Source organism: Nocardioides daedukensis, from assembly GCF_013408415.1.
Taxonomy (GTDB): Bacteria; Actinomycetota; Actinomycetes; order Propionibacteriales; family Nocardioidaceae; genus Nocardioides; species Nocardioides daedukensis.
In genome coordinates this window covers 1,123,449-1,141,840 of the sequence record NZ_JACCAA010000001.1, presented here as the reverse complement: position 1 = coordinate 1,141,840, position 18,392 = coordinate 1,123,449, and the positions used below count along the sequence as shown (strand labels likewise).

The following is an 18,392-nucleotide window of genomic DNA, read 5'->3' as shown; positions in this document are numbered from 1 at the left end:
GCGGACGCACGGCATGGCCACGGAGCGACGCATCACCCCAGAAGAGGCCGCACGGCGGCTCAGCGTGCAACTCGAGGCTGCCCGCCGTCGTCGCCGCGCTGAGGCCAAGCCAGGACTCGGGACACTGCGCCGACGACTGCTTCGCGGCTAGGGCCGACGCCAGGCCGGATCTCGTCCCACGAAGCCCATCAGCGATTGACCACGAGAGCATCCTCGGGCACCGGCACGGCGGGCGACAACGTCTCGCCGGATGCCGGATAGGCTCGGTCCCGTGCGTATCTGCAGATTCACCACCGGCGAAGATCCCCTCTACGGCGTCCTGACGGGCGAGCTCGACGAGTTCGGCCAGATCGAGGAGGACGCCACGATCGTCGCGCTCGCGGGCGACCCGCTCTATGTCGGCGTCAAGCTGCTCCAAGAGGAGTACAAGCTGGCCGACGTACGGCTGCTCGCCCCCGTCCTGCCTCGCAGCAAGGTGGTGGCGATCGGCCGGAACTATGCCGCGCACGCCGCGGAGATGGGCAGCGACCTGCCCGAGGAGCCGTTGATGTTCCTCAAGCCGAACACCTCGGTGACCGGCCCCGGCGACCCGATCTTCTATCCGCGCCAGAGCGAGAACGTCCACTACGAGGGTGAGTTGGCCGTGGTGATCGGCCGGATCTGCCGCGACGTGCCCAAGGAGAAGGCGACCGACGTCATCCACGGTTACACGGTCGCCAACGACGTCACCGCGCGGGACCTGCAGAAGAAGGACGTCCAGTTCACCCGCGGCAAGGGGTTCGACTCGTTCTGTCCCCTCGGTCCCTGGATCGAGACCGACCTGGACCCGCAGACGTTCATCGACGGGGTGAAGATCCAGACCCACCTCAACGGTGACCTGGTCCAGGACGGCTCCACGGCTGACATGATCTTCGACATCCCCACGCTCGTCGAGCACATCAGCTCGGTGATGACGCTTCTTCCCGGCGACGTCATCCTGACCGGCACCCCGGAGGGTGTCGGCCCCATGAACATCGGTGACGAGGTCGAGATCTCGATCGCCGGCATCGGATCCCTCACGAACAAGGTGGCAGCACGTTGAGCAGCAAGACCAACCAGGCAGTCCTCGGCGACCTCAAGCCGGAGGAGGTCCGGGTCCGGATGGCGCCGTCGCCGACCGGCAGCCCGCACGTCGGCCTTGCCCGCACGGCGCTATACAACTGGGCCTTCGCCCGCCACTTCGGTGGCACCTTCGTCTTCCGCATCGAGGACACCGACAAGGCCCGCAACACCGTGGAGTCCTACGACTCGCTGATCGACCTGATGCAGTGGCTCGGCCTCGACTGGGACGAGGGTCCGCTCAAGGGTGGCGACTTCGGTCCCTACCGCCAGTCCGAGCGCTCCGACATCTATGCCGATGTCCTGGCCAAGCTGCGCGAGCACGGCTCGACGTACGACTGCTTCTGCACCAACGAGGAGGTCGACGCACGCCGCAAGGCCTCCGGCTCCAAGGTGATGGGCTACGACGGCCACTGCCGCGAGCTCACCGCCGAGCAGCGGGCCGCTTTCGAGGCCGAGGGCCGCAAGTCGGTCGTCCGCTTCCGGATGCCCGAGGGTGCGATCACCTTCGACGACCTGGTCCGCGGCGAGATCACCTTCGACAGCCAGTTCGTCCCCGACTTCGCGCTGGCCCGCGCCAATGGCGACCCGCTCTACACGCTGGTGGCGCCGATCGACGACGCGTTGATGAACATCACCCACGTGCTGCGTGGTGAGGACCTGCTCTCCAGCACCCCCCGCCAGGTCGCCCTGTTCGAGGCGCTCAAGGAGATCGGTGTCGCGGAGCGTACGCCGCGCTTCGGCCACCTGCCCTACGTGATGGGGGAGGGCAACAAGAAGCTCTCCAAGCGCGACCCCGAGGCGCACATGGAGCTCTACCGCGACCAGGGCTTCCTGCCCGAGGGGCTGCTCAACTACGTCGCCCTGCTCGGCTGGGCGATCGCTGCCGACCGCGACATCTTCACGCTGCCCGAGATGGTCGAGGCCTTCGAGATCGGCGACGTCAACCCCAACCCGGCGCGCTTCGACCTGAAGAAGTGCGAGGCGATCAACGGCTCGCACATGCGTCTGCTCACCGTCGAGGACATCACCAAGCGCTCGATCCCGTTCCTGAAGAAGACCGGCGTCCTCAGCGACCCGGTCAACGACGCCGACGCGAAGCTCCTGGAGCTGGCGATGCCCTTGGTCGCCGAGCGGATCAACAAGCTCGCCGAGGTCCCCGAGATGCTCGGCTTCCTCTTCATCGACGAGGCCGACTTCACCCGCGACGAGGCCGACGTCGCCAAGCTCCTAAACGAGGACGGCAAGGCCGTCGTGCAGGCGTCGTACGACGCGTTGTCGGCGCTGCCGCAGTGGAGCACCGCTGCCATCGACGAGGCCCTGCGCAAGAAGCTCGTCGAGGAGCTCGGACTGAAGCCCCGCAACGCCTTCGGGCCGGTGCGGGTGGCCGTCACCGGTCGTCGGATCTCGCCGCCGCTCTTCGAGTCCTTGGAGCTGCTCGGTCGCGAGCGTAGCCTCGGGCGCCTTCAGAGCGCACTGGGTTGAGCATGGCGGGGCAGGGGCTCGGGTTCCACCAGCTGCACCGTGGCGCCAAGAACTCCTGGTGGCGCTCGCTGCTGGGCGTTGTCCTGCTTCTGCTGATCGGCCTGGTGATCCTGCCCCTCTTCCTCGAGGTCGCCATCCTGATCGGGATCCTGGCCAGCGGCACCGACGACGTCCTGGCGGACTACCAGCGCCTGCTCGACCTGACCAACCCGACACCGCTGGGGCTTGCCCACCTCAACCTGGTGCTGGCCGGACTGATCCCGACCGTCTTCCTGATCTCCTGGCTGCTGCACGGGCTCAGGCCCGGGTGGCGGACCTCGATCATGCCGCGGATGCGGTGGAGCTTCTTCGCGGTCTGCCTCGGTCTCTCCTTCATCGCGCTCTTCGCGACACTGGTCGTCAGTGCCCTCGTACCGGCCGCCTCGCAGGGTGACGGTGCCGGGGAGATCTCCACCCAGGTCAACGACTTCACGACGACCACTATGCAGTTCGCGCTGGTGGTGCTCTTCCTGACGCCGCTGCAGGCAGCGGGGGAGGAATATGCCTTCCGGGGCTATCTGACCCAGGTCTTCGGCGGCCACTTCCCGACCGTCGTGGCGATCCTGGTTCCGGCCGTGCTCTTCGCGCTCGCACACGGCGCGCAGGACCCGCCGATCTTCGTGGACCGGCTCGCCTTCGGCATCGTCTCGGGTGTCCTGGTGGTGCTGACGGGAGGCCTTGAGGCAGGCATCGCCATGCACGTGCTGAACAACTGGCTGGCCTTCGGTCTGGCCCTGGCCTTCGGCGATCTGGGGGAGGCGCTGACGCCGACCGGTGGCACCTGGTGGAGCCTTCCGGTGACGCTCACCCAGTCGCTGGTCTACCTCGCTCTGGTGCTGTTCTGCGCCAAGCACCTGGGCGTGAAACGCACTGTGGACCGGGCCGTTTTGGCAGGCCCGCGGGGTGCCGTGTAATGTTTCCCATCGGCTCCCAGAGGGCCGAATTGGGATATGGTGTAATTGGCAACACGACTGGTTCTGGTCCAGTTATTCTAGGTTCGAGTCCTAGTATCCCAGCGAAAATCGCAGCCCCAGGGTTGCGATTTGGAGCGAAACAAGAGCTTCGGCTAAGGTTTCGCTCGGCTTCGAGAGAAGCAGCTGCCCCCGTCGTCTAGCGGCCTAGGACGTCGCCCTCTCACGGCGGTAACGCCGGTTCAAATCCGGTCGGGGGTACACACCCCAGAAGGGCCCGGCTCACAGAGCCGGGCCCCTCTGCATTTCGTCCCTCTGCTGGGGCACTCAGCGAGCAGGCTTGACCGCCAGCACCGCGCACTCGGCGCCCAGCAGCACCCGCTGGGCCGTGCTGCCCATAAGCAGCTTGCCCACCGGCGTACGCCGCCTCAGACCCAGCACGATCAGCTCCGCACCGGCTTCCTCGGCGGCGGTGAGGATCTGGTCCTCGACCGAGTCGCCCATCGACTGGCGCACCTCGTGCTCGACACCGCTGTCGGCCAGCAGCGAGCGCAGCCGCTCGAGCTGCGCACCCGAGGCGTAGTGGTCGTCGACCAGCGTGTCGCCACGCGTCCCGTTGACCACGAGCAGCCGTGCCTCGCGCAGCCGTGCCTCGTCCAGGCCACGCTCGAGGGCCACCTGACCGAACGCATCGGGCGTCCACGCCACCACGATCGTGCTCATCGCTCCACCAGCTCCTTGTCCTCTGAGTCTGCCGGGCCCGAGGGTCCGGTCGTTGCGGGGCGCACCATGCGCAGCACCAGGGGTGTGACGATCACGAGCACCGCGATCGCATAGACGACGAGAGCGAGACTCTCGTTGAACAGTCCGGACACATCGCCCCCGGAGATGGCCAGCGCCTCGCGGAACCGGGTCTCCATCAACGGGCCGAGGATGACGCCGATGATCAGCGGCAGCACAGGCAGGGCGAAGCGACGCATCATGAAGCCGACCAGTCCGAAGACCAGTAGCAGGAACACGTCGAACGGCTGCTGGTTGGCCGCATAGGCACCCAGGGTCGCGAAGAACAGGATCCCGGAGTAGAGGTAGGGCCGCGGGATGCTGAGCAGCTTGGCCCACAACGGTGCCATCGGCAGGTTGATGATCAGCAGCAGGGCGTTGCCGATCAGCAGGCTGGCCAGCAGCGTCCAGACCAGGTCGGCCTGGTCGGTCATCAGCTGCGGCCCGGGCTGGATGCCGTACGACGTGAGCGCGGCCAGCATGACTGCCGACGTGGCCGTCACCGGGATGCCCATTGCCAGCAGGGGCACGAACGTCCCTGCTGCCGAGGCATTGTTGGCCGCCTCCGGGCCGGCGACGCCCTCGATGGCGCCGTTGCCGAACTCGTCCTTCTTCTTCGACAGCTTCCGCTCCAGGACGTAGGAGAGGAAGGTCGGCGTCTCCGCTCCGCCGGCGGGTACGGCACCGAACGGGAAGCCGATGGCGGTGCCGCGCAGCCACGGCTTCCAGGACCGACCCCAGTCGTCCTTGCCCATCCACGGCTGGCCGACCGGAATGATCTCCAGCGGCTTGCGACGCAGGTGCGCAGCGACCCACAGGGCTTCGCCGAGGGCGAAGATGCCGACGGCGACGATGACGATGTCGAGACGGTCGGCGAGCAGCGGCTGGTCGAAGCTGAGTCGCGGCTGGCCGGTGTTCAGGTCGAGCCCGACCAACCCGAAGGTGAGTCCGAGGAAGAGCGAGATGAAGCCGCGCAGCCGCGATGCACCCAGCAGGCTGGTCACCAGCACCATGGCCAGCACGATGATCGCGAAGAAGGACGGGGCGCCGATCTCGACCGCGATCTTCGCCAGCGCCGGGGCGAAGAAGACCACCAGCATGGTGCCGATGGTGCCCGCGATGAAGGAACCGATCGCAGCGGTGGCCAGGGCCTGTGCGGCTCGTCCCTTCTTGGCCATCTTGTTGCCCTCGATCGCGGTCATCACCGATGACGACTCACCCGGTGTGTTCAACAGGATCGAGGTGGTGGAGCCGCCATACATCCCGCCGTAGTAGATCCCGGCGAACATGATGAAGGCCTGGGTCGGCTCCAGGCCGAAGGTGACCGGGAGCAGGAGGGCAACGGCCATCGCCGGGCCGATGCCGGGCAGGACACCGACGAAGGTGCCGAGCAGGACGCCGATCACGGCATAGAGCAGGTTCTCCGGCGTGAGCGCGGCAGCGAGGCCGTTGGCCAACAGATCGAGGCTGTCCATCACAGGATCCCTTCCCCGATGCCGGGCGTGAGCGGGATGCCCAGGCCGACGTAGAAGCCGTACCAGCTGGCCACGGACATCACCAGACCGACGATGAGGTCGCGGATCGTGGTCCGGCTGCCGAGCGACCAGGCCGCGCCTGCGAAGAGCAGGCCGCCCGAGATCGCCCAGCCGAGCCAGTCGATCGTGACGATGGTGAAGAGCAGGACGCCGACCAGCTTGGCCACGGTCAGCCAGTCCGCCGGCTGGGTCAGGTCGACGTCCTCGCCCTGCTCGCCCTCGGGCTTGTCGCCGCGAACGGTTGCCACGACCAGCAGCAGCCCCAGGACGACCATCGTCGAGCCGATGACGTAGGGGAAGACCCGTGGACCGACCGGATCACCGAAGCCGACCGTCAGTGTGGTGGCGTCATAGATCGTGTAGGCCCCGACGGCAGCCAACAGCGCGGCGACGCCGTATTGCGCGCGATCCTGCGCGGGTGCTGCGCGGTCGTGTGCCGGGGCCGGCGCAGTGTTCTCGTGGGTGGTGCTCACAGCAGTCCCAGCTCCTTCAGGGTGTCGGCGACACGGGCGTCCTGCTCCTCGAGGAAGGCAGTGAACTCGTCACCGGTCTTGAACTCGTCGATCCACTTGTTGTCCTTGAGCGCCTTGCGCCACTCGGGGCTCTCGTGCATCTCCTCGAGGTAGGCGATCAGCTCCTGCTTGCGCTTCTCGGAGATCCCGGGAGGGGCGAGCACCCCGCGCCAGTTGGTGAAGACCAGGTCGACCCCGGACTCCTTGAGCGTCGGGAACTTGCCGAACACCTCGCCCTCGAGCCGCTCCTCGCCGGAGACTGCGAGGACCCGCAGCTCACCGGCCCGGATCTGGCCCTCGAACTCGCCGAGGCCGGAGAAGCCGACCTTGATCTTCTTGCCGAGCAGGGCCGAGGTGAGCGGGCCACCGCCGTCATAGGCGACGTAGCGAACGTCGTTCGGGTCGATGCCGGCTGCACCTGCAAGCTGCATCGGGAAGAGGTGGTCGGGACCGCCGGGCGAGGAGCCGCCGCCGACGGCGATCGAACCGGGGTCCTGCTTCCAGTCGGCCAGGAAGTCGTCGATGGTCTTGTACGGCGAGTCCGCCGGCACCAGGACGCCTTCCTGGTCCTCGATCAGCTGGGCCAGGGGAGTCGCGTCCTGCAGCTTGTAGGGCTGGCCCATCGAATAGGCCGAGCCGACGACGCCGAGGCCGACCGTCATCATCGTGTGGGTGTCGCCCTCGGCGTTCATCAGCTTGGTCAGTGCGACCGACCCGCCGGCACCGATGATGTTGGACACCTCGAAGGTGCCGCCGGTGATGTCGCCGGCCTCCATCGAGGAGACGGCGGCGCGACCGGTCTGGTCGTAGCCACCTCCCGGACTGTTCGGGATCAGCATCGTCATGTCCTTGCCCTCGTCGTCGCGCGTGACACCGCATCCGGTGGCAAGCGTGGCGACGAGAGCAACGGCGACAGCAGCGGCGAGCCGCGGGGCTCGCCGTCGACGGAGGCCGGCCGGCAGGCGCATGGTGCTCCGTGGCACGGTGTGGCGCATGTCTGCTCCTGGTTGATTGGTTGTGGATCAAACCGATCGTGGAGAAGGATGTGGCTCCGGTCACGCATGTGGAATCAATGGAGGTTGTGGAACTTGTGGTCACGGCGCCGGGATGCCTCCCGCATGACTCTGGCGGGCCAGTTCCTCGTGCTCCAGGTGATCGTGCTGCTGGTCGTGCTCGCCTGTGCCGCACTCTTCTCGGTCCGGCAGAGTGACGCGGAGTTCCGTGAGCAGCGCGGTGCGCCGCTCCGGGCAGCTGCCCAGGAGCTGGCCAACATCGACCTGGTCCGGACCGCGATGACCAGCGGCAGCATCTATGACTCGTTGGAGTCCTACGTGGCCACCACCCAGGCCCGCACCAGCACCACCGAGGTCTACATCTCCGAGCCGGACGGGACGGTGGTGGTGGCCGTCGACGACTCGGTGATCGGCCAGAAGGTGCCCCTGGGCGAACGCGGCGACAGGCGATTGCGGACCTGGACCGGTGACCTGGCCTTCGGGGACCGGGAGGCGATCGGCGCCCAGGTGCCGATCATCAGCGAGGACTCCGAGTTGGTCGGGGTCGTCACCGTGGCCGAGGCATATCCGACCCTGGGCGACCGGGCACGTCGCTGGCTGCCGGACCTGGTCACCTTCCTGGGCATCGGGCTACTCCTTGGTGTCGTCGGATCCTGGCTGCTGTCCCGGTTGATCCGGCGACGCACCAGGGGTCTCGAGCCTGCGGCCATCGCGGCCCTGGCCGACCAGCGCGACGCGATGCTCCACTCGATCCGCGAGGGGGTGCTCGCGGTCTCCGCCGAGGGACGGGTCACCGTGCTCAGCGACAGCGCCCGCGAGCTGCTCGCGCTGCGCGAGGACGACTTCGAGGGCCGCCGGCTGGTCGACCTGCCACTCGACGTCGGGGTCCTCGAGGTGCTCGTCGGCGAGGACGACGTGCACGACCGTGTGCTGATGGTCGACGGACGCCTGATCGTGCTGAACCGGAACCGGATCCACCACGAGGGTCGGGCGGTGGGCACGGTGACGACGCTGCGTGACCGCACCGAGCTGCTGGCGATGCAGAGCGAGCTGAGCGCCCGTGAGTCCGTCACCGAGACGCTGCGCGCACAGACCCATGAGTTCAACAACCAGCTGCACACGATCTCCGGGCTGGTCCAGCTCGAGGAGTATGGCGAGGTCTCCTCCTTCATCGGCCGGCTCACCCGGCGGCGCGCGGAGATCAACGAGTCGGTCACCAAGCGGATCGACGACCCGGCCGTGGCTGCGCTGCTGATCGCGAAGGTGAGCCTGGGGGCCGAACGCGGAGTGGACGTGGTCCTCGCCGAGGACGCCTCGCTCCCGCGGCTGGCCCCCGACCTGTCCGCGGACGTCGGCACGGTGCTGGGGAACCTCGTCGACAACGCGGTCGATGCCACCGTTGCGGCCGGCGGGCCGCGGATCGACGTACGCCTGCGCCTCGAGGACTCGGTGGTCAGCGTGCAGGTTGCGGACACCGGCCCGGGGGTCGCCGAGGACGCCGCGGAGGAGATCTTCCGACGTGGCTGGTCCACGAAGTCCAGTGACGCCAGCGGCCGAGGGGTGGGGCTCGCGCTGGTCCAGGTGATCTGCGAACGTCGTGGGGGAGCGGTGTCGGTGCACAATGACTCGGGCGCCGTGTTCACCGCTCGCCTGCCGTTGGAACCGCCGGAGGAACAAGCATGACGGACCTGAGCGTCCTCGTCGTCGACGACGACTTCATGGTCGCCTCCATCCACACCCGCTTCGTCGAGCGGACGCCCGGCTTCAGGGTGGTCGGGGTGGCGGCGACGGCCGGGGCGGCGAAGCAGGAGATCGAGCGACTGCGACCGGATCTGGTGCTGCTCGACGTGCACCTGCCCGACATGACCGGCATCGAGCTGCTCCGCACGTTGCGCGCGGAGGGCAACGACATCGGCGTGGTCATGGTGACCGCGGCACGTGAGGCCGACACCGTGCGTGCCGCGTCCGCGAACGGAGCAGCGCACTACCTCGTCAAGCCCTTCGAGTACGACGACCTGCGCGTGCGGTTGGACGCCTTCGCGACCGCGCACACCGCTCTGCGTACCGGAGGCGCTGCGGACCAGGGTGACATCGACGCCGTCTTCGCGCCGTTGGCCGCGCAGGGGCGATCTGCGTTGCCCAAGGGCTTGAGCCCGGAGACCGCCGATGCGGTGCTGGGTTCCCTGCGTGCCGCGGGGGACCTGTCCGCGAGCGAGTGCGCTGAGGCGGTGGGGATCTCGCGGGTCTCGGTGCGTCGCTACCTCGAGCACTTCGTCAGCACGGGCCAGGCCTCGGTGCGGTTGAGATATGGCACCGGCCGACCCGAGCGGCGCTATCACTCGACCTGACCTCGAGGTGGCCAGAGAGTGTCGGCAGAGGGCGTCCGAAGAGGGTTTCCGGGTGATGTCCGATTCCCGCTAGATGAGTGCGGTGCCGTGGTGCACGATGGAACCATGCACACGGACCGGGAAGCCTGCTACCAAGCGGTCAAGAGCAAGGACCGTCGATTCGACGGGGTCTTCTACACCGCGGTGCGCACCACCGGGATCTATTGCCGACCCTCGTGCCCGGCCCGCACCCCGGCACTCAAGAACGTGTCCTTCCACCCGACTGCCGCTGCGGCACAGAGCGCCGGATTCCGGGCCTGCAAGCGTTGCCTGCCCGACGCCACTCCCGGCAGTCCGGACTGGGATGTCGCCGCCGACGTGGCCGGGAGAGCGATGCGGTTGATCAACGACGGTGTGGTCGAGCGCGAGGGTGTCGACGGCCTGGCCGCTGCCCTCGGGTTCTCCACCAGGCACCTGGGCCGACTCCTCACCGACGAGCTCGGCGCCGGACCGCTGGCCCTGGCCAGGGCACGTCGGGCACAGACCGCTCGAGTGCTGATCGAGACGACGTCGATGACGTTCGCTGACATCGCGTTCGCGGCCGGCTTCTCCAGCATCCGCCAGTTCAACGACACGATCCGCGAGGTCTACGCCAGCTCGCCGAGTCAGCTGCGCGGTCGGCGTACAGGTTCGGCGCAGACCGGCCAGCTGGAGCTGCGCCTGGCCTGTCGCGCACCGTTCGCGGGATCGACGCTGCTCTCGTTCCTGGCCAAGCGCGCCGTGCCCGGGGTCGAGGTCGTCGAGGGCGCCACCTATGCGCGCACGCTGCGGCTCCCGCACGGCACCGGCACGGTCCGCCTGGACTTGCACGACCACGACGAGCGTGGTGGCACAGCCATGGTCCCTGCGACGTTCTGGCTCACCGACCTGCGGGACACCGGAGCAGCTCTCGAGCGGGTACGACGTCTGCTCGACGCGGACTGTGACCCGGTGGCGGTCGCGGACTTCTTCGCCGAGGATGCGCTGATCGGTCCGGTCACCCGCGCGGTGCCGGGCCTACGGGTGCCGGGTCACGTGGACGGTGACGAGCTTGCCGTGCGTGCCGTCCTCGGCCAGCAGATCAGCGTGGTCCGGGCGCGGAACCTGGCCGGGATGCTCACCGCCCGGTTCGGTGAGCCGGTGGATTCGCCACTCGAGGGCCTCACCCACATCTTCCCCACCGCGGCGACCCTCGCCGGTCTCGGTGACGAGGCCGCGAGCGGCGCCTTCCGGATGCCGAAGGCGCGCGCACGGGCGCTGGTGGCGCTGGGCGCTGCCCTCGAGGCGGGCGAGCCGTCGTTGGACCGGGCCGCGCCGCGCGACGACGTACGCCGGGCACTGCTGGGCCTGCCCGGCATCGGCGCGTGGACAGCCGACTACATCGCGATGCGGGCCCTCGGCGACCCGGACATCTTCCTTCCGACCGACGTGGGCGTGCGCAACGCCCTGGCGGGGCGGGCCGACGGACCGGCGGCGATCGCCGAGCTGGCCGAGGCCTGGCGGCCCTGGCGGTCCTATGCCCTGATGCACCTGTGGCAGTCCCTGTCGACCGGAGCCGAGCACGACCAACCACGACAAGAGGAGAATGGCTGAGATGTGGACCGTCATCCAGAGCCCGATCGGAGACCTGCGCATCGTCGAGCGCGACGATGCGATCTCTGCCATCGAGTTCTCACCGTTTGGTGAGCCTCGTGCGGATCGCCCGATCGGCGACAGCTCCCCGGACCACCCCGTCCTGGTCGAGGCGGCGCGCCAGCTGGAGGCCTACTTCGCCCAGGAGCTGACCGAGTTCGACCTGCCCCTCGATCCGCACGGGACCGACTTCCAGAAGCGGGTCTGGCACGAGCTCCTCGAGGTCAAGCACGGTGAGACCGCGTCCTACGGTGAGATCGCCCGGCGCCTGGGGCACACCAATGCGGCCTCGCGCGCAGTCGGCCTGGCCAACGGGCGCAACCCGATCCCGATCGTCATCCCGTGCCATCGGGTGATCGGTGCGAACGGCTCGCTCACCGGCTACGCCGGCGGGATGGACCGCAAGCAGGTGCTGCTCAACCTCGAGCAGCCGTCATTGTTCTGAGGCGCTCACTCCGCGGCGGCTCGGCGCAGGGACTCCGAGAGCCTCTCGGCTGCGGCGATGACTGCAGGCGCGTGCATCCGGCCGGGCTGGCGGGAGAGGCGCTCGAGCGGGCCGGAGACCGAGACCGCGGCGATGATCTTGCCGCTGGGGGAGCGGACCGGCGCGGAGACCGAGGCCACGCCCTGCTCGCGCTCGCCGACGGACTGGGCCCAGCCTCGGCGACGGATGCCGGAGAGAGCGGTCGCGGAGTACGCCGCGTTCTGCAGGCCACGGTGCATGCGCTCGGGGTCCTCCCAGGCCAGCAGGACCTGCGCGGCGGAACCGGCACGCATGGTCAGCTGGGAGCCGACCGGGATGGTGTCACGCAGGCCACTGGGGCGCTCGGCGGCAGCGACGCAGACGCGGTGCTCACCCTGGCGGCGCCACAGCTGCGCGGACTCGCCGGTGATGTCGCGCAGTCGGGCCAGGACCGGACCGGCCGCGGCCAGGAGTCGGTCCTCGCCGGCAGCGGCGGAGAGCTCCGCCAGGCGCGGGCCGAGCACGAAGCGACCCTGCATGTCGCGGGCAACGAGCCGGTGGTGCTCGAGGGCCACGGCCAGGCGGTGGGCGGTGGGTCGGGCCAACCCGGTTCCTGCCACGAGTCCGGCCAATGTGGCCGGGCCAGCCTCCAGTGCGGCGAGCACCAGGGCGGCTTTGTCGAGAACGCCGACTCCGCTAGAGTTGTCCATATGGCAATACTGCCGTCTCAGATCATGGGATGCAAGAGCTAACCTGTGTGACGTGACCCAATCGGCACCGACATCGGGTGCGGGCCGGTCGATCTGCAGATCAAAGTCGAAATCTTTCGTGGAGGATGCAATGGGCAAGACACTTGCCGAGAAGGTGTGGGACGAACACGTCGTTCGTAGTGCGGACGGAGAGCCGGACCTGCTCTTCATCGACCTCCACCTCATCCACGAGGTCACCTCGCCCCAGGCGTTCGACGGCCTGCGCCTGGCCGGGCGCGGGGTTCGCCGTCCCGACCTGACCCTGGCGACCGAGGACCACAACGTCCCCACGCTCGACTGGGACAAGCCGATCGCCGACCCGGTCTCCAAGACCCAGGTCGACACGCTGCGCAGGAACGCCGAGGAGTTCGGCGTACGCCTGCACCCGCTCGGTGACGTCGAGCAGGGCATCGTCCACGTGGTCGGCCCGCAGCTCGGTCTCACCCAGCCCGGGATGACGATCGTCTGCGGCGACTCGCACACCAGCACCCACGGCGCCTTCGGCGCTATCGCCTTCGGCATCGGCACCTCCGAGGTGGAGCACGTGCTGGCCACCCAGACCCTGATGCAGGCGAAGCCGAAGACGATGGCCGTCACCGTCAACGGCAGCCTGCCCGAGGGCGTCACCGCCAAGGACCTGGTGCTCACCCTGATCACCCACACCGGCACCGGTGGTGGACAGGGCTACATCGTGGAATACCGCGGCCAGGCCATCGAGGAGCTCTCGATGGAGGGACGGATGACCGTCTGCAACATGTCCATCGAGTGGGGCGCCAAGGCCGGGATGATCGCGCCCGACCAGACCACCTTCGACTACATCGAGGGCAAGCCCGAAGCGCCGAAGGGCGCTGACTGGGACGCCGCAGTCGAGCACTGGAAGTCCCTGGTCACCGACTCCGACGCCACCTTCGACAAGGAGATCGTCCTCGACGCATCGGTGATGACGCCGTTCGTGACCTGGGGGACCAACCCGGGCCAGGGCGTGCCGCTGGGCGGCAACGTTCCCACCCCGAGCGACTTCGAGGAGGAGCAGGACCGCGTCGCTGCCGAGAACGCCCTGAAGTACATGGGTCTCGAGGCCGGCACCCCGATGCGCGAGGTCAAGGTCGACACCGTCTTCGTCGGCTCGTGCACCAACGGTCGGATCGAGGACCTGCGCCTTGCCGCAGACATCATCAAGGGGCACAAGGTCGCCGACGGCACCCGACTGCTCGTCGTGCCCGGCTCGGTCCGGGTGCGGATGCAGGCCGAGTCCGAGGGCCTGCACGAGATCTTCATCGCGTCCGGAGCAGAGTGGCGTGGTGCCGGATGCTCGATGTGCCTGGGCATGAACCCCGACCAGCTCACTCCCGGTGAGCGGAGCGCCTCGACCTCCAACCGCAACTTCGAAGGTCGCCAGGGCAAGGGTGGTCGCACCCACCTGGTCTCCATCCCGGTGGCCGCAGCGACCGCCGTTCGCGGCACCCTCTCCTCACCGGCCGACCTGTCCGACCTCGCCGTCGCCGGCGCCTGATCCGCAGAAGGACAACGAGACAATGGACAAGTTCACCACCCACACCGGTGTCGCCGCCCCGCTGAAGCGGAGCAACGTGGACACCGACCAGATCATCCCCGCGGTCTATCTCAAGCGGGTGACTCGCACGGGCTTCGAGGACGGTCTCTTCGCCGCTTGGCGCAACGACCCCGAGTTCGTCCTCAACAAGCCGGAATATTCCTCTGCGTCCGTCCTGGTCGCCGGTCCCGACTTCGGCACCGGGTCCTCGCGCGAGCACGCGGTCTGGGCCCTGCAGAACTATGGCTTCAAGGCTGTCATCTCCTCGCGCTTCGCCGACATCTTCCGGGGCAACTCCGGCAAGGCCGGTCTGCTCGCGGCCCAGGTCGACGAGAAGGTCGTCCAGAAGATCTGGGACCACCTCGACGAGCACCCCGGCGCCACGGTCACGCTGGACCTGGAGACCCGGACCGTGCGAGCAGGGGAGGGCCCTGACGCCATCGAGGATTCCTTCGACATCGACGACTACACGCGCTACCGCTTGCTCAACGGACTCGACGACATCGGCATCACGTTGTCGAACGAAGCCGACATTTCTGCTTTCGAGGCGACGCGACCGTCCTTCATGCCGGCAACACTCTGATTCGACGAGACTCGACTCGGCGAACGCCGAATCCCCTTGCGCACAAGGGGATTCGGCGTTCTGCATTTCCGACAACCCCCGTGTTTCGGTGGTTCTGGGAATCCGTTTCGCCGGACGCGGGTGAAAACTACTTCGCCGAAAACGCGCCGTGGTGATTGTGGCAATCGTCGTAAATGCCTAGCGTGCCTTGAAGAAGTCGAGCATGGGCTCGGCCCTAACCGGGTTCATTGGAAGGGAAGCTAGTGAACAAGACACAGCTCATTGACGCGCTGGCAGCGCGCTTCGAGGGAAACCGCAAGGCCGCGGCCCACGCGCTCGAGTCCGTGCTGGACACGATCACCCGTGAGGTTGCCAAGGGGGAGAAGGTCGCCATCACTGGCTTCGGCTCCTTCGAGAAGAAGATTCGCGACGCGCGCCTGGTCCGCAACCCCCGCACGGGTGAGCAGATCAAGGCGAAGAAGAAGGCGATCCCGAAGTTCACCGCGGGCGCTGACCTCAAGGCCGTGATCTCTGGCGCGAAGAAGCTCCCCAAGCTCACCGTCACCAAGGCAACGGCAACGGCCAAGGCAGCGACCAAGGCGGCAACGCCGACGAAGAAGGCACCTGCCAAGAAGGCTTCCGCCACCAAGGCTGCAGCCCCCGCGAAGAAGGCACCGGCCAAGAAGGCACCGGCCAAGAAGGCTTCCGCCACCAAGGCTGCGGCGCCTGCCAAGAAGGCTGCTGCAAAGAAGGCTGCTGCGAAGAAGGCCCCGGCGAAGAAGGCGCCCGCCAAGAAGGCACCGGCAAAGAAGGCCCCGGCCACCAAGACCGCGGCCACGAAGGCTGCTGCCCCGGCGAAGAAGACCGCCACCAAGTCCGCAGCCAAGCAGGCACCTGCCAAGCAGGCAGCCGCCAAGAAGGCACCGGCCGCCACCGCTGCCAAGAAGGCCCCGGCGAAGAAGGCCCCGGCCAAGAAGGCGGGCACCACCAAGGCTGCTGCCCCGGCGAAGAAGACCGCCACCAAGGCTGCAGCCCCCGCGAAGAAGGCACCTGCCAAGAAGGCCTGACGCAGACAAATCGAACGAGGCAACATCGAACGAGGCAACATCGAGCCGGCGCCACGTCCCCGCCAGGGACGTGGCGCCGGCTCAATTGCGCAGTGGTGCCCTTGCGGTTCAGATGCTCCCGGCGGTGTGCTCGCCGACGCCGAGCAACAGCGCCTTCCCGAGGTCACCGGCCTCATCGACGTCCTGGCGCAGCGAGGCCAGCTCTCCGGCGAGCGGGAGGGCTCCGACCGCAGTGTGTGCCGCACACGATCCGACACCGAACTGCGGGGTGAAGTGGTCGACGCCGGGCGCGGCATACATCGTCGTCCCGGTCCCGACGGCATCCATCACGAACGCCGCACGATCGGTGGGCACCTGCTCCAGCGCGGCATCCAGGTCACCAGGATCGAGGGCCGGCAGGTCGGCGCACAACGCGGCGATCGGGGATGCCGGCCAGCGTCGGGCGGCCTCGTGCGCGGCCTGGACCAGGGAACCGTTCAGGTCGCCCTGCACGCCGTCGGGGATGACGGCACAACCGAGCCCGGAGGCGATCGTGGCGAAACGGAAGTCATCGGTCACCACGAGCACCTGGGCGACGCGTGAGGCGCGCAGCGCAGCACCGATGGTGTCCTGCGCGAACGCGGTCGCCAGGGCGATCCTGGTCTCGTCGGGAAGCGTGGAGAGACGCGACTTCCCGAACGCCGGTGGCTTGACCGGCACGAGCATGGTGAACGAGGAAGGCCCTGACATGGTCCCTGATCCTTCCACCCCGACCAGCCCCGCGTGCCCGAGGGTCGCCTGTGCGGGGAAGCGAGTAGCCTCACCTTCAGTGTTTGTCAGCGGTCACCGTGGCCCGCAGTGGAGGAATGATCAGGTCGTGAGAGTTCGCAGGGTCAGGGAGCGCCGGGACTGGGCGATTGCGACTGCCGTGGCAATCCTGAAGCCCACCCTGAACGCCGCGACGAGGCGGACCTGGATCGACGGGGAGCACATCCCGGCCGAGGGTGGCTGCGTCGTGGCCCTCAACCACGTCTCCCACGTCGACCCGCTCCTGGCGGCTCTCTTCACCTATGACCACGGACGGATCCCGCGCTACCTGGCCAAGGCCGGCCTGTTCAGGAACAAGTTCCTCGGCGGCTTCCTCAAGTCCGCAGGGCAGATCCCCGTCGAACGCCTCTCCGCCAACGCAGTGGGCGCCTTCGACGCCGCCGTACAGGGCGTCAGGGACGGCAAGTGCGTCATCGTCTACGTCGAGGGGACGATCACCCGCGACCCCGACCTGTGGCCGATGGTGGGCAAGTCCGGTGCTGCGCGCATCGCGCTGGAAACCGGCTGCCCCGTCATCCCGGTGGCCCACTGGGGCGTGCAGGAGATCCTCGCTCCCTACGGACGCAAGCCCCGGCTCCTGCCGCGCAAGCACGTGGTCTTCAAGGCCGGCCCTCCCGTCCGGCTCGACGACCTGGCTGATGCTGACCGGAGCGTCGAGACGTTCAGCCGGGCCACCGCGCGGATCGTGGATGACATCACCGGCCTGCTCGAGGACATCCGTGGGGAGAAGGCGCCGCCGGTGCGCTTCGACCCCCGCAAGTCCGGTGTGAAGCTGATCGGCAATCCCCACAAGGACACGAAGAAGGGTCGGCGCAGATGACGAAGATTGCGGTGCTCGGTGCAGGTTCCTGGGGAACTGCGTTCTCGCTCGTGCTGGCCGACGCAGGTGCCGACATCGCGATGTGGGCGCGTCGTGAAGAGGTCGCGGCGACCATCAACGAGCGCAGGGAGAACTCCGCCTATCTCCCGGGCATCGAGCTGCCGCCCAGCCTGCGTGCCACCAGCGAGGCCGAGGAAGCCCTCGCCGGCGCCGACGTGGTCGTGCTCGGGGTGCCCTCGCAGAGCCTGCGCGCCAACCTCGAGGACTGGGCGCCGAGCATCCCGAGCAGTGCGGTCCTGGTCTCCCTCATGAAGGGCGTCGAGCTCGGCACCACCAAGAGGATGAGCGAGGTCATCTCCGAGGTCACCGGCGCCGGCCCGGAGCGGGTCGCGGTGCTCTCCGGCCCCAACCTCGCCAAGGAGATCGCCCGCCGCGAGCCGGCCGCCTCGGTCGTGGCGTGCGCCGACGAGGACGTTGCCCGCAAGCTCCAGGCGCTGTGCCACACCAAGGCGTTCCGTCCCTACACCTCGGTCGACGTGGTCGGGTGCGAGATCGGCGGCGCCTACAAGAACGTCGTCGGACTGGCCGTCGGGATGGCAGTCGGTCTCGGATTCGGCGACAACACCACGGCATCGGTGATCACCCGCGGTCTGGCCGAGACGGCGCGGTTGGCGATGGCGCAGGGCGCCAACCCGCTGACCCTGATGGGCCTGGCCGGTCTCGGCGACCTGGTGGCGACCTGCTCCTCACCGCTCTCGCGCAACCGCACCTTCGGGGAGAAGCTCGGCCGGGGGATGAGCACCGACGAGATCTATGCCAGCACGAGCCAGGTCGCCGAGGGCGCCAAGTCCTGCTCCTCGATCCTCGACCTCGCCTCGCGCAACGGTGTCGATGCCCCGATCGCGGAGAACGTGGATGCGGTGGTCTCGGGGCGCTGCACGCCCCAGGAGATGATGGAGGCGTTCATCGCCCGCGACACCAAGGCCGAGACGGACTGAGTC

Annotated in this window: 18 protein-coding genes and 2 tRNA genes; 14 read left to right on the top strand and 6 right to left on the bottom strand. The window is 68.2% G+C overall.

Features of this window, described 5'->3' with window-relative positions:
* Window positions 1–271 precede the first annotated feature (271 nt).
* The 5 genes from BJ980_RS05645 (at window position 272) to BJ980_RS05625 (ending at window position 3,794) form a co-directional block, all read left to right on the top strand.
* Window positions 272–1,081: a fumarylacetoacetate hydrolase family protein gene (locus BJ980_RS05645; RefSeq protein ID WP_179501386.1), complete on the top strand. Its 810-nt coding sequence runs from the start codon at window positions 272–274 to the stop codon at window positions 1,079–1,081.
* Window positions 1,078–2,583, top strand: coding sequence for a glutamate--tRNA ligase (gene gltX, locus BJ980_RS05640; RefSeq protein WP_281363716.1), 1,506 nt, complete (start codon window positions 1,078–1,080; stop codon window positions 2,581–2,583). Before BJ980_RS05645 ends, gltX begins: the two co-directional genes overlap by 4 nt.
* Before the next feature lie 2 nt (window positions 2,584–2,585).
* A complete protein-coding gene (locus BJ980_RS05635; protein WP_179501385.1) occupies window positions 2,586–3,536 on the top strand; it encodes a CPBP family intramembrane glutamic endopeptidase in 951 nt (316 codons plus the stop codon).
* Between the two features lie 30 nt (window positions 3,537–3,566).
* Window positions 3,567–3,638 (top strand) — tRNA-Gln (locus tag BJ980_RS05630).
* A gap of 83 nt (window positions 3,639–3,721) precedes the next feature.
* Window positions 3,722–3,794: transfer RNA gene (locus tag BJ980_RS05625), tRNA-Glu, on the top strand.
* Between the two features lie 66 nt (window positions 3,795–3,860).
* Here BJ980_RS05625 and BJ980_RS05620 read toward each other — a convergent pair.
* Genes BJ980_RS05620 through BJ980_RS05605 form a run of 4 tightly spaced genes read right to left on the bottom strand, consistent with a single transcriptional unit; the run spans window position 3,861 to window position 7,355 of the window.
* Window positions 3,861–4,256: a universal stress protein gene (locus tag BJ980_RS05620; protein WP_179501384.1), complete on the bottom strand. Its 396-nt coding sequence runs from the start codon at window positions 4,254–4,256 to the stop codon at window positions 3,861–3,863.
* Window positions 4,253–5,788 (bottom strand): tripartite tricarboxylate transporter permease, encoded by a 1,536-nt coding sequence (locus BJ980_RS05615; protein WP_179501383.1) that lies wholly within the window; start codon window positions 5,786–5,788, stop codon window positions 4,253–4,255. Before BJ980_RS05615 ends, BJ980_RS05620 begins: the two co-directional genes overlap by 4 nt.
* A complete protein-coding gene (locus BJ980_RS05610; RefSeq protein ID WP_179501382.1) occupies window positions 5,788–6,321 on the bottom strand; it encodes a tripartite tricarboxylate transporter TctB family protein in 534 nt (177 codons plus the stop codon). The genes BJ980_RS05615 and BJ980_RS05610 overlap by 1 nt, the downstream gene beginning before the upstream one ends.
* Complete coding sequence (locus BJ980_RS05605) at window positions 6,318–7,355, bottom strand: Bug family tripartite tricarboxylate transporter substrate binding protein (RefSeq protein WP_246279929.1); 1,038 nt, start codon at window positions 7,353–7,355, stop codon at window positions 6,318–6,320. Before BJ980_RS05605 ends, BJ980_RS05610 begins: the two co-directional genes overlap by 4 nt.
* A gap of 123 nt (window positions 7,356–7,478) precedes the next feature.
* On the opposite strand from BJ980_RS05605, the gene BJ980_RS05600 reads away from it, so the two are divergent.
* From BJ980_RS05600 to BJ980_RS05585, 4 genes are all read left to right on the top strand, one after another.
* The gene (locus tag BJ980_RS05600; protein ID WP_179501381.1) at window positions 7,479–9,056 is read left to right on the top strand and encodes a sensor histidine kinase; all 1,578 of its coding nucleotides are present in this window, start codon (window positions 7,479–7,481) and stop codon (window positions 9,054–9,056) included.
* Window positions 9,053–9,721 (top strand): response regulator, encoded by a 669-nt coding sequence (locus BJ980_RS05595; protein WP_179501380.1) that lies wholly within the window; start codon window positions 9,053–9,055, stop codon window positions 9,719–9,721. The genes BJ980_RS05600 and BJ980_RS05595 overlap by 4 nt, the downstream gene beginning before the upstream one ends.
* A 105-nt stretch (window positions 9,722–9,826) precedes the next feature.
* Complete coding sequence (locus tag BJ980_RS05590; protein WP_179501379.1) at window positions 9,827–11,332, top strand: DNA-3-methyladenine glycosylase 2; 1,506 nt, start codon at window positions 9,827–9,829, stop codon at window positions 11,330–11,332.
* Between the two features lies 1 nt (window position 11,333).
* Window positions 11,334–11,816, top strand: a complete 483-nt coding sequence (locus BJ980_RS05585) for a methylated-DNA--[protein]-cysteine S-methyltransferase (protein ID WP_179501378.1) — start codon at window positions 11,334–11,336, stop codon at window positions 11,814–11,816.
* 5 nt (window positions 11,817–11,821) lie between these two features.
* Here BJ980_RS05585 and BJ980_RS05580 read toward each other — a convergent pair whose 3' ends face one another.
* Window positions 11,822–12,544, bottom strand: coding sequence for an IclR family transcriptional regulator (locus BJ980_RS05580; protein ID WP_056676208.1), 723 nt, complete (start codon window positions 12,542–12,544; stop codon window positions 11,822–11,824).
* Between the two features lie 130 nt (window positions 12,545–12,674).
* On the opposite strand from BJ980_RS05580, the gene leuC reads away from it, so the two are divergent.
* From leuC to BJ980_RS05565, 3 genes are all read left to right on the top strand, one after another.
* Window positions 12,675–14,096 carry a 3-isopropylmalate dehydratase large subunit gene (gene leuC / locus BJ980_RS05575; RefSeq protein ID WP_179501377.1) on the top strand — a complete coding sequence of 474 codons (1,422 nt, stop codon included), beginning with the start codon at window positions 12,675–12,677 and terminating at the stop codon, window positions 14,094–14,096.
* Window positions 14,097–14,118: 22 nt separating this feature from the next.
* A complete protein-coding gene (gene leuD, locus BJ980_RS05570; protein ID WP_179501376.1) occupies window positions 14,119–14,718 on the top strand; it encodes a 3-isopropylmalate dehydratase small subunit in 600 nt (199 codons plus the stop codon).
* A 242-nt stretch (window positions 14,719–14,960) separates the two neighbouring features.
* Window positions 14,961–15,764: an HU family DNA-binding protein gene (locus tag BJ980_RS05565; RefSeq protein WP_179501375.1), complete on the top strand. Its 804-nt coding sequence runs from the start codon at window positions 14,961–14,963 to the stop codon at window positions 15,762–15,764.
* A gap of 108 nt (window positions 15,765–15,872) precedes the next feature.
* Here the strand turns inward: BJ980_RS05565 and cofC are convergent, their stop codons facing one another.
* Entirely contained in the window at window positions 15,873–16,493 is a 621-nt protein-coding gene (gene cofC / locus BJ980_RS05560; protein WP_179501374.1) for a 2-phospho-L-lactate guanylyltransferase, read from the bottom strand.
* Between the two features lie 178 nt (window positions 16,494–16,671).
* On the opposite strand from cofC, the gene BJ980_RS05555 reads away from it, so the two are divergent.
* Entirely contained in the window at window positions 16,672–17,391 is a 720-nt protein-coding gene (locus BJ980_RS05555; protein ID WP_343047705.1) for a lysophospholipid acyltransferase family protein, read from the top strand.
* Window positions 17,388–18,389 carry an NAD(P)H-dependent glycerol-3-phosphate dehydrogenase gene (locus BJ980_RS05550; protein WP_179501372.1) on the top strand — a complete coding sequence of 334 codons (1,002 nt, stop codon included), beginning with the start codon at window positions 17,388–17,390 and terminating at the stop codon, window positions 18,387–18,389. The genes BJ980_RS05555 and BJ980_RS05550 overlap by 4 nt, the downstream gene beginning before the upstream one ends.
* Window positions 18,390–18,392 lie beyond the last annotated feature (3 nt).

Excerpts from the sequence above, each read along its gene's own strand:
- BJ980_RS05635 (WP_179501385.1), top strand. The coding sequence starts at position 2,586 with ATGGCGGGGCAGGGGCTCGGGTTCCACCAGCTGCACCGTGGCGCCAAG.
- BJ980_RS05620 (WP_179501384.1), bottom strand. The coding sequence starts at position 4,256 with ATGAGCACGATCGTGGTGGCGTGGACGCCCGATGCGTTCGGTCAGGTG.
- BJ980_RS05615 (WP_179501383.1), bottom strand. The coding sequence starts at position 5,788 with ATGGACAGCCTCGATCTGTTGGCCAACGGCCTCGCTGCCGCGCTCACG.
- BJ980_RS05605 (WP_246279929.1), bottom strand. The coding sequence starts at position 7,355 with ATGCGCCACACCGTGCCACGGAGCACCATGCGCCTGCCGGCCGGCCTC.
- BJ980_RS05600 (WP_179501381.1), top strand. The coding sequence starts at position 7,479 with ATGACTCTGGCGGGCCAGTTCCTCGTGCTCCAGGTGATCGTGCTGCTG.
- BJ980_RS05595 (WP_179501380.1), top strand. The coding sequence starts at position 9,053 with ATGACGGACCTGAGCGTCCTCGTCGTCGACGACGACTTCATGGTCGCC.
- BJ980_RS05590 (WP_179501379.1), top strand. The coding sequence starts at position 9,827 with ATGCACACGGACCGGGAAGCCTGCTACCAAGCGGTCAAGAGCAAGGAC.
- BJ980_RS05585 (WP_179501378.1), top strand. The coding sequence starts at position 11,334 with ATGTGGACCGTCATCCAGAGCCCGATCGGAGACCTGCGCATCGTCGAG.
- BJ980_RS05580 (WP_056676208.1), bottom strand. The coding sequence starts at position 12,544 with ATGGACAACTCTAGCGGAGTCGGCGTTCTCGACAAAGCCGCCCTGGTG.
- leuC (WP_179501377.1), top strand. The coding sequence starts at position 12,675 with ATGGGCAAGACACTTGCCGAGAAGGTGTGGGACGAACACGTCGTTCGT.
- leuD (WP_179501376.1), top strand. The coding sequence starts at position 14,119 with ATGGACAAGTTCACCACCCACACCGGTGTCGCCGCCCCGCTGAAGCGG.
- cofC (WP_179501374.1), bottom strand. The coding sequence starts at position 16,493 with ATGTCAGGGCCTTCCTCGTTCACCATGCTCGTGCCGGTCAAGCCACCG.
- BJ980_RS05550 (WP_179501372.1), top strand. The coding sequence starts at position 17,388 with ATGACGAAGATTGCGGTGCTCGGTGCAGGTTCCTGGGGAACTGCGTTC.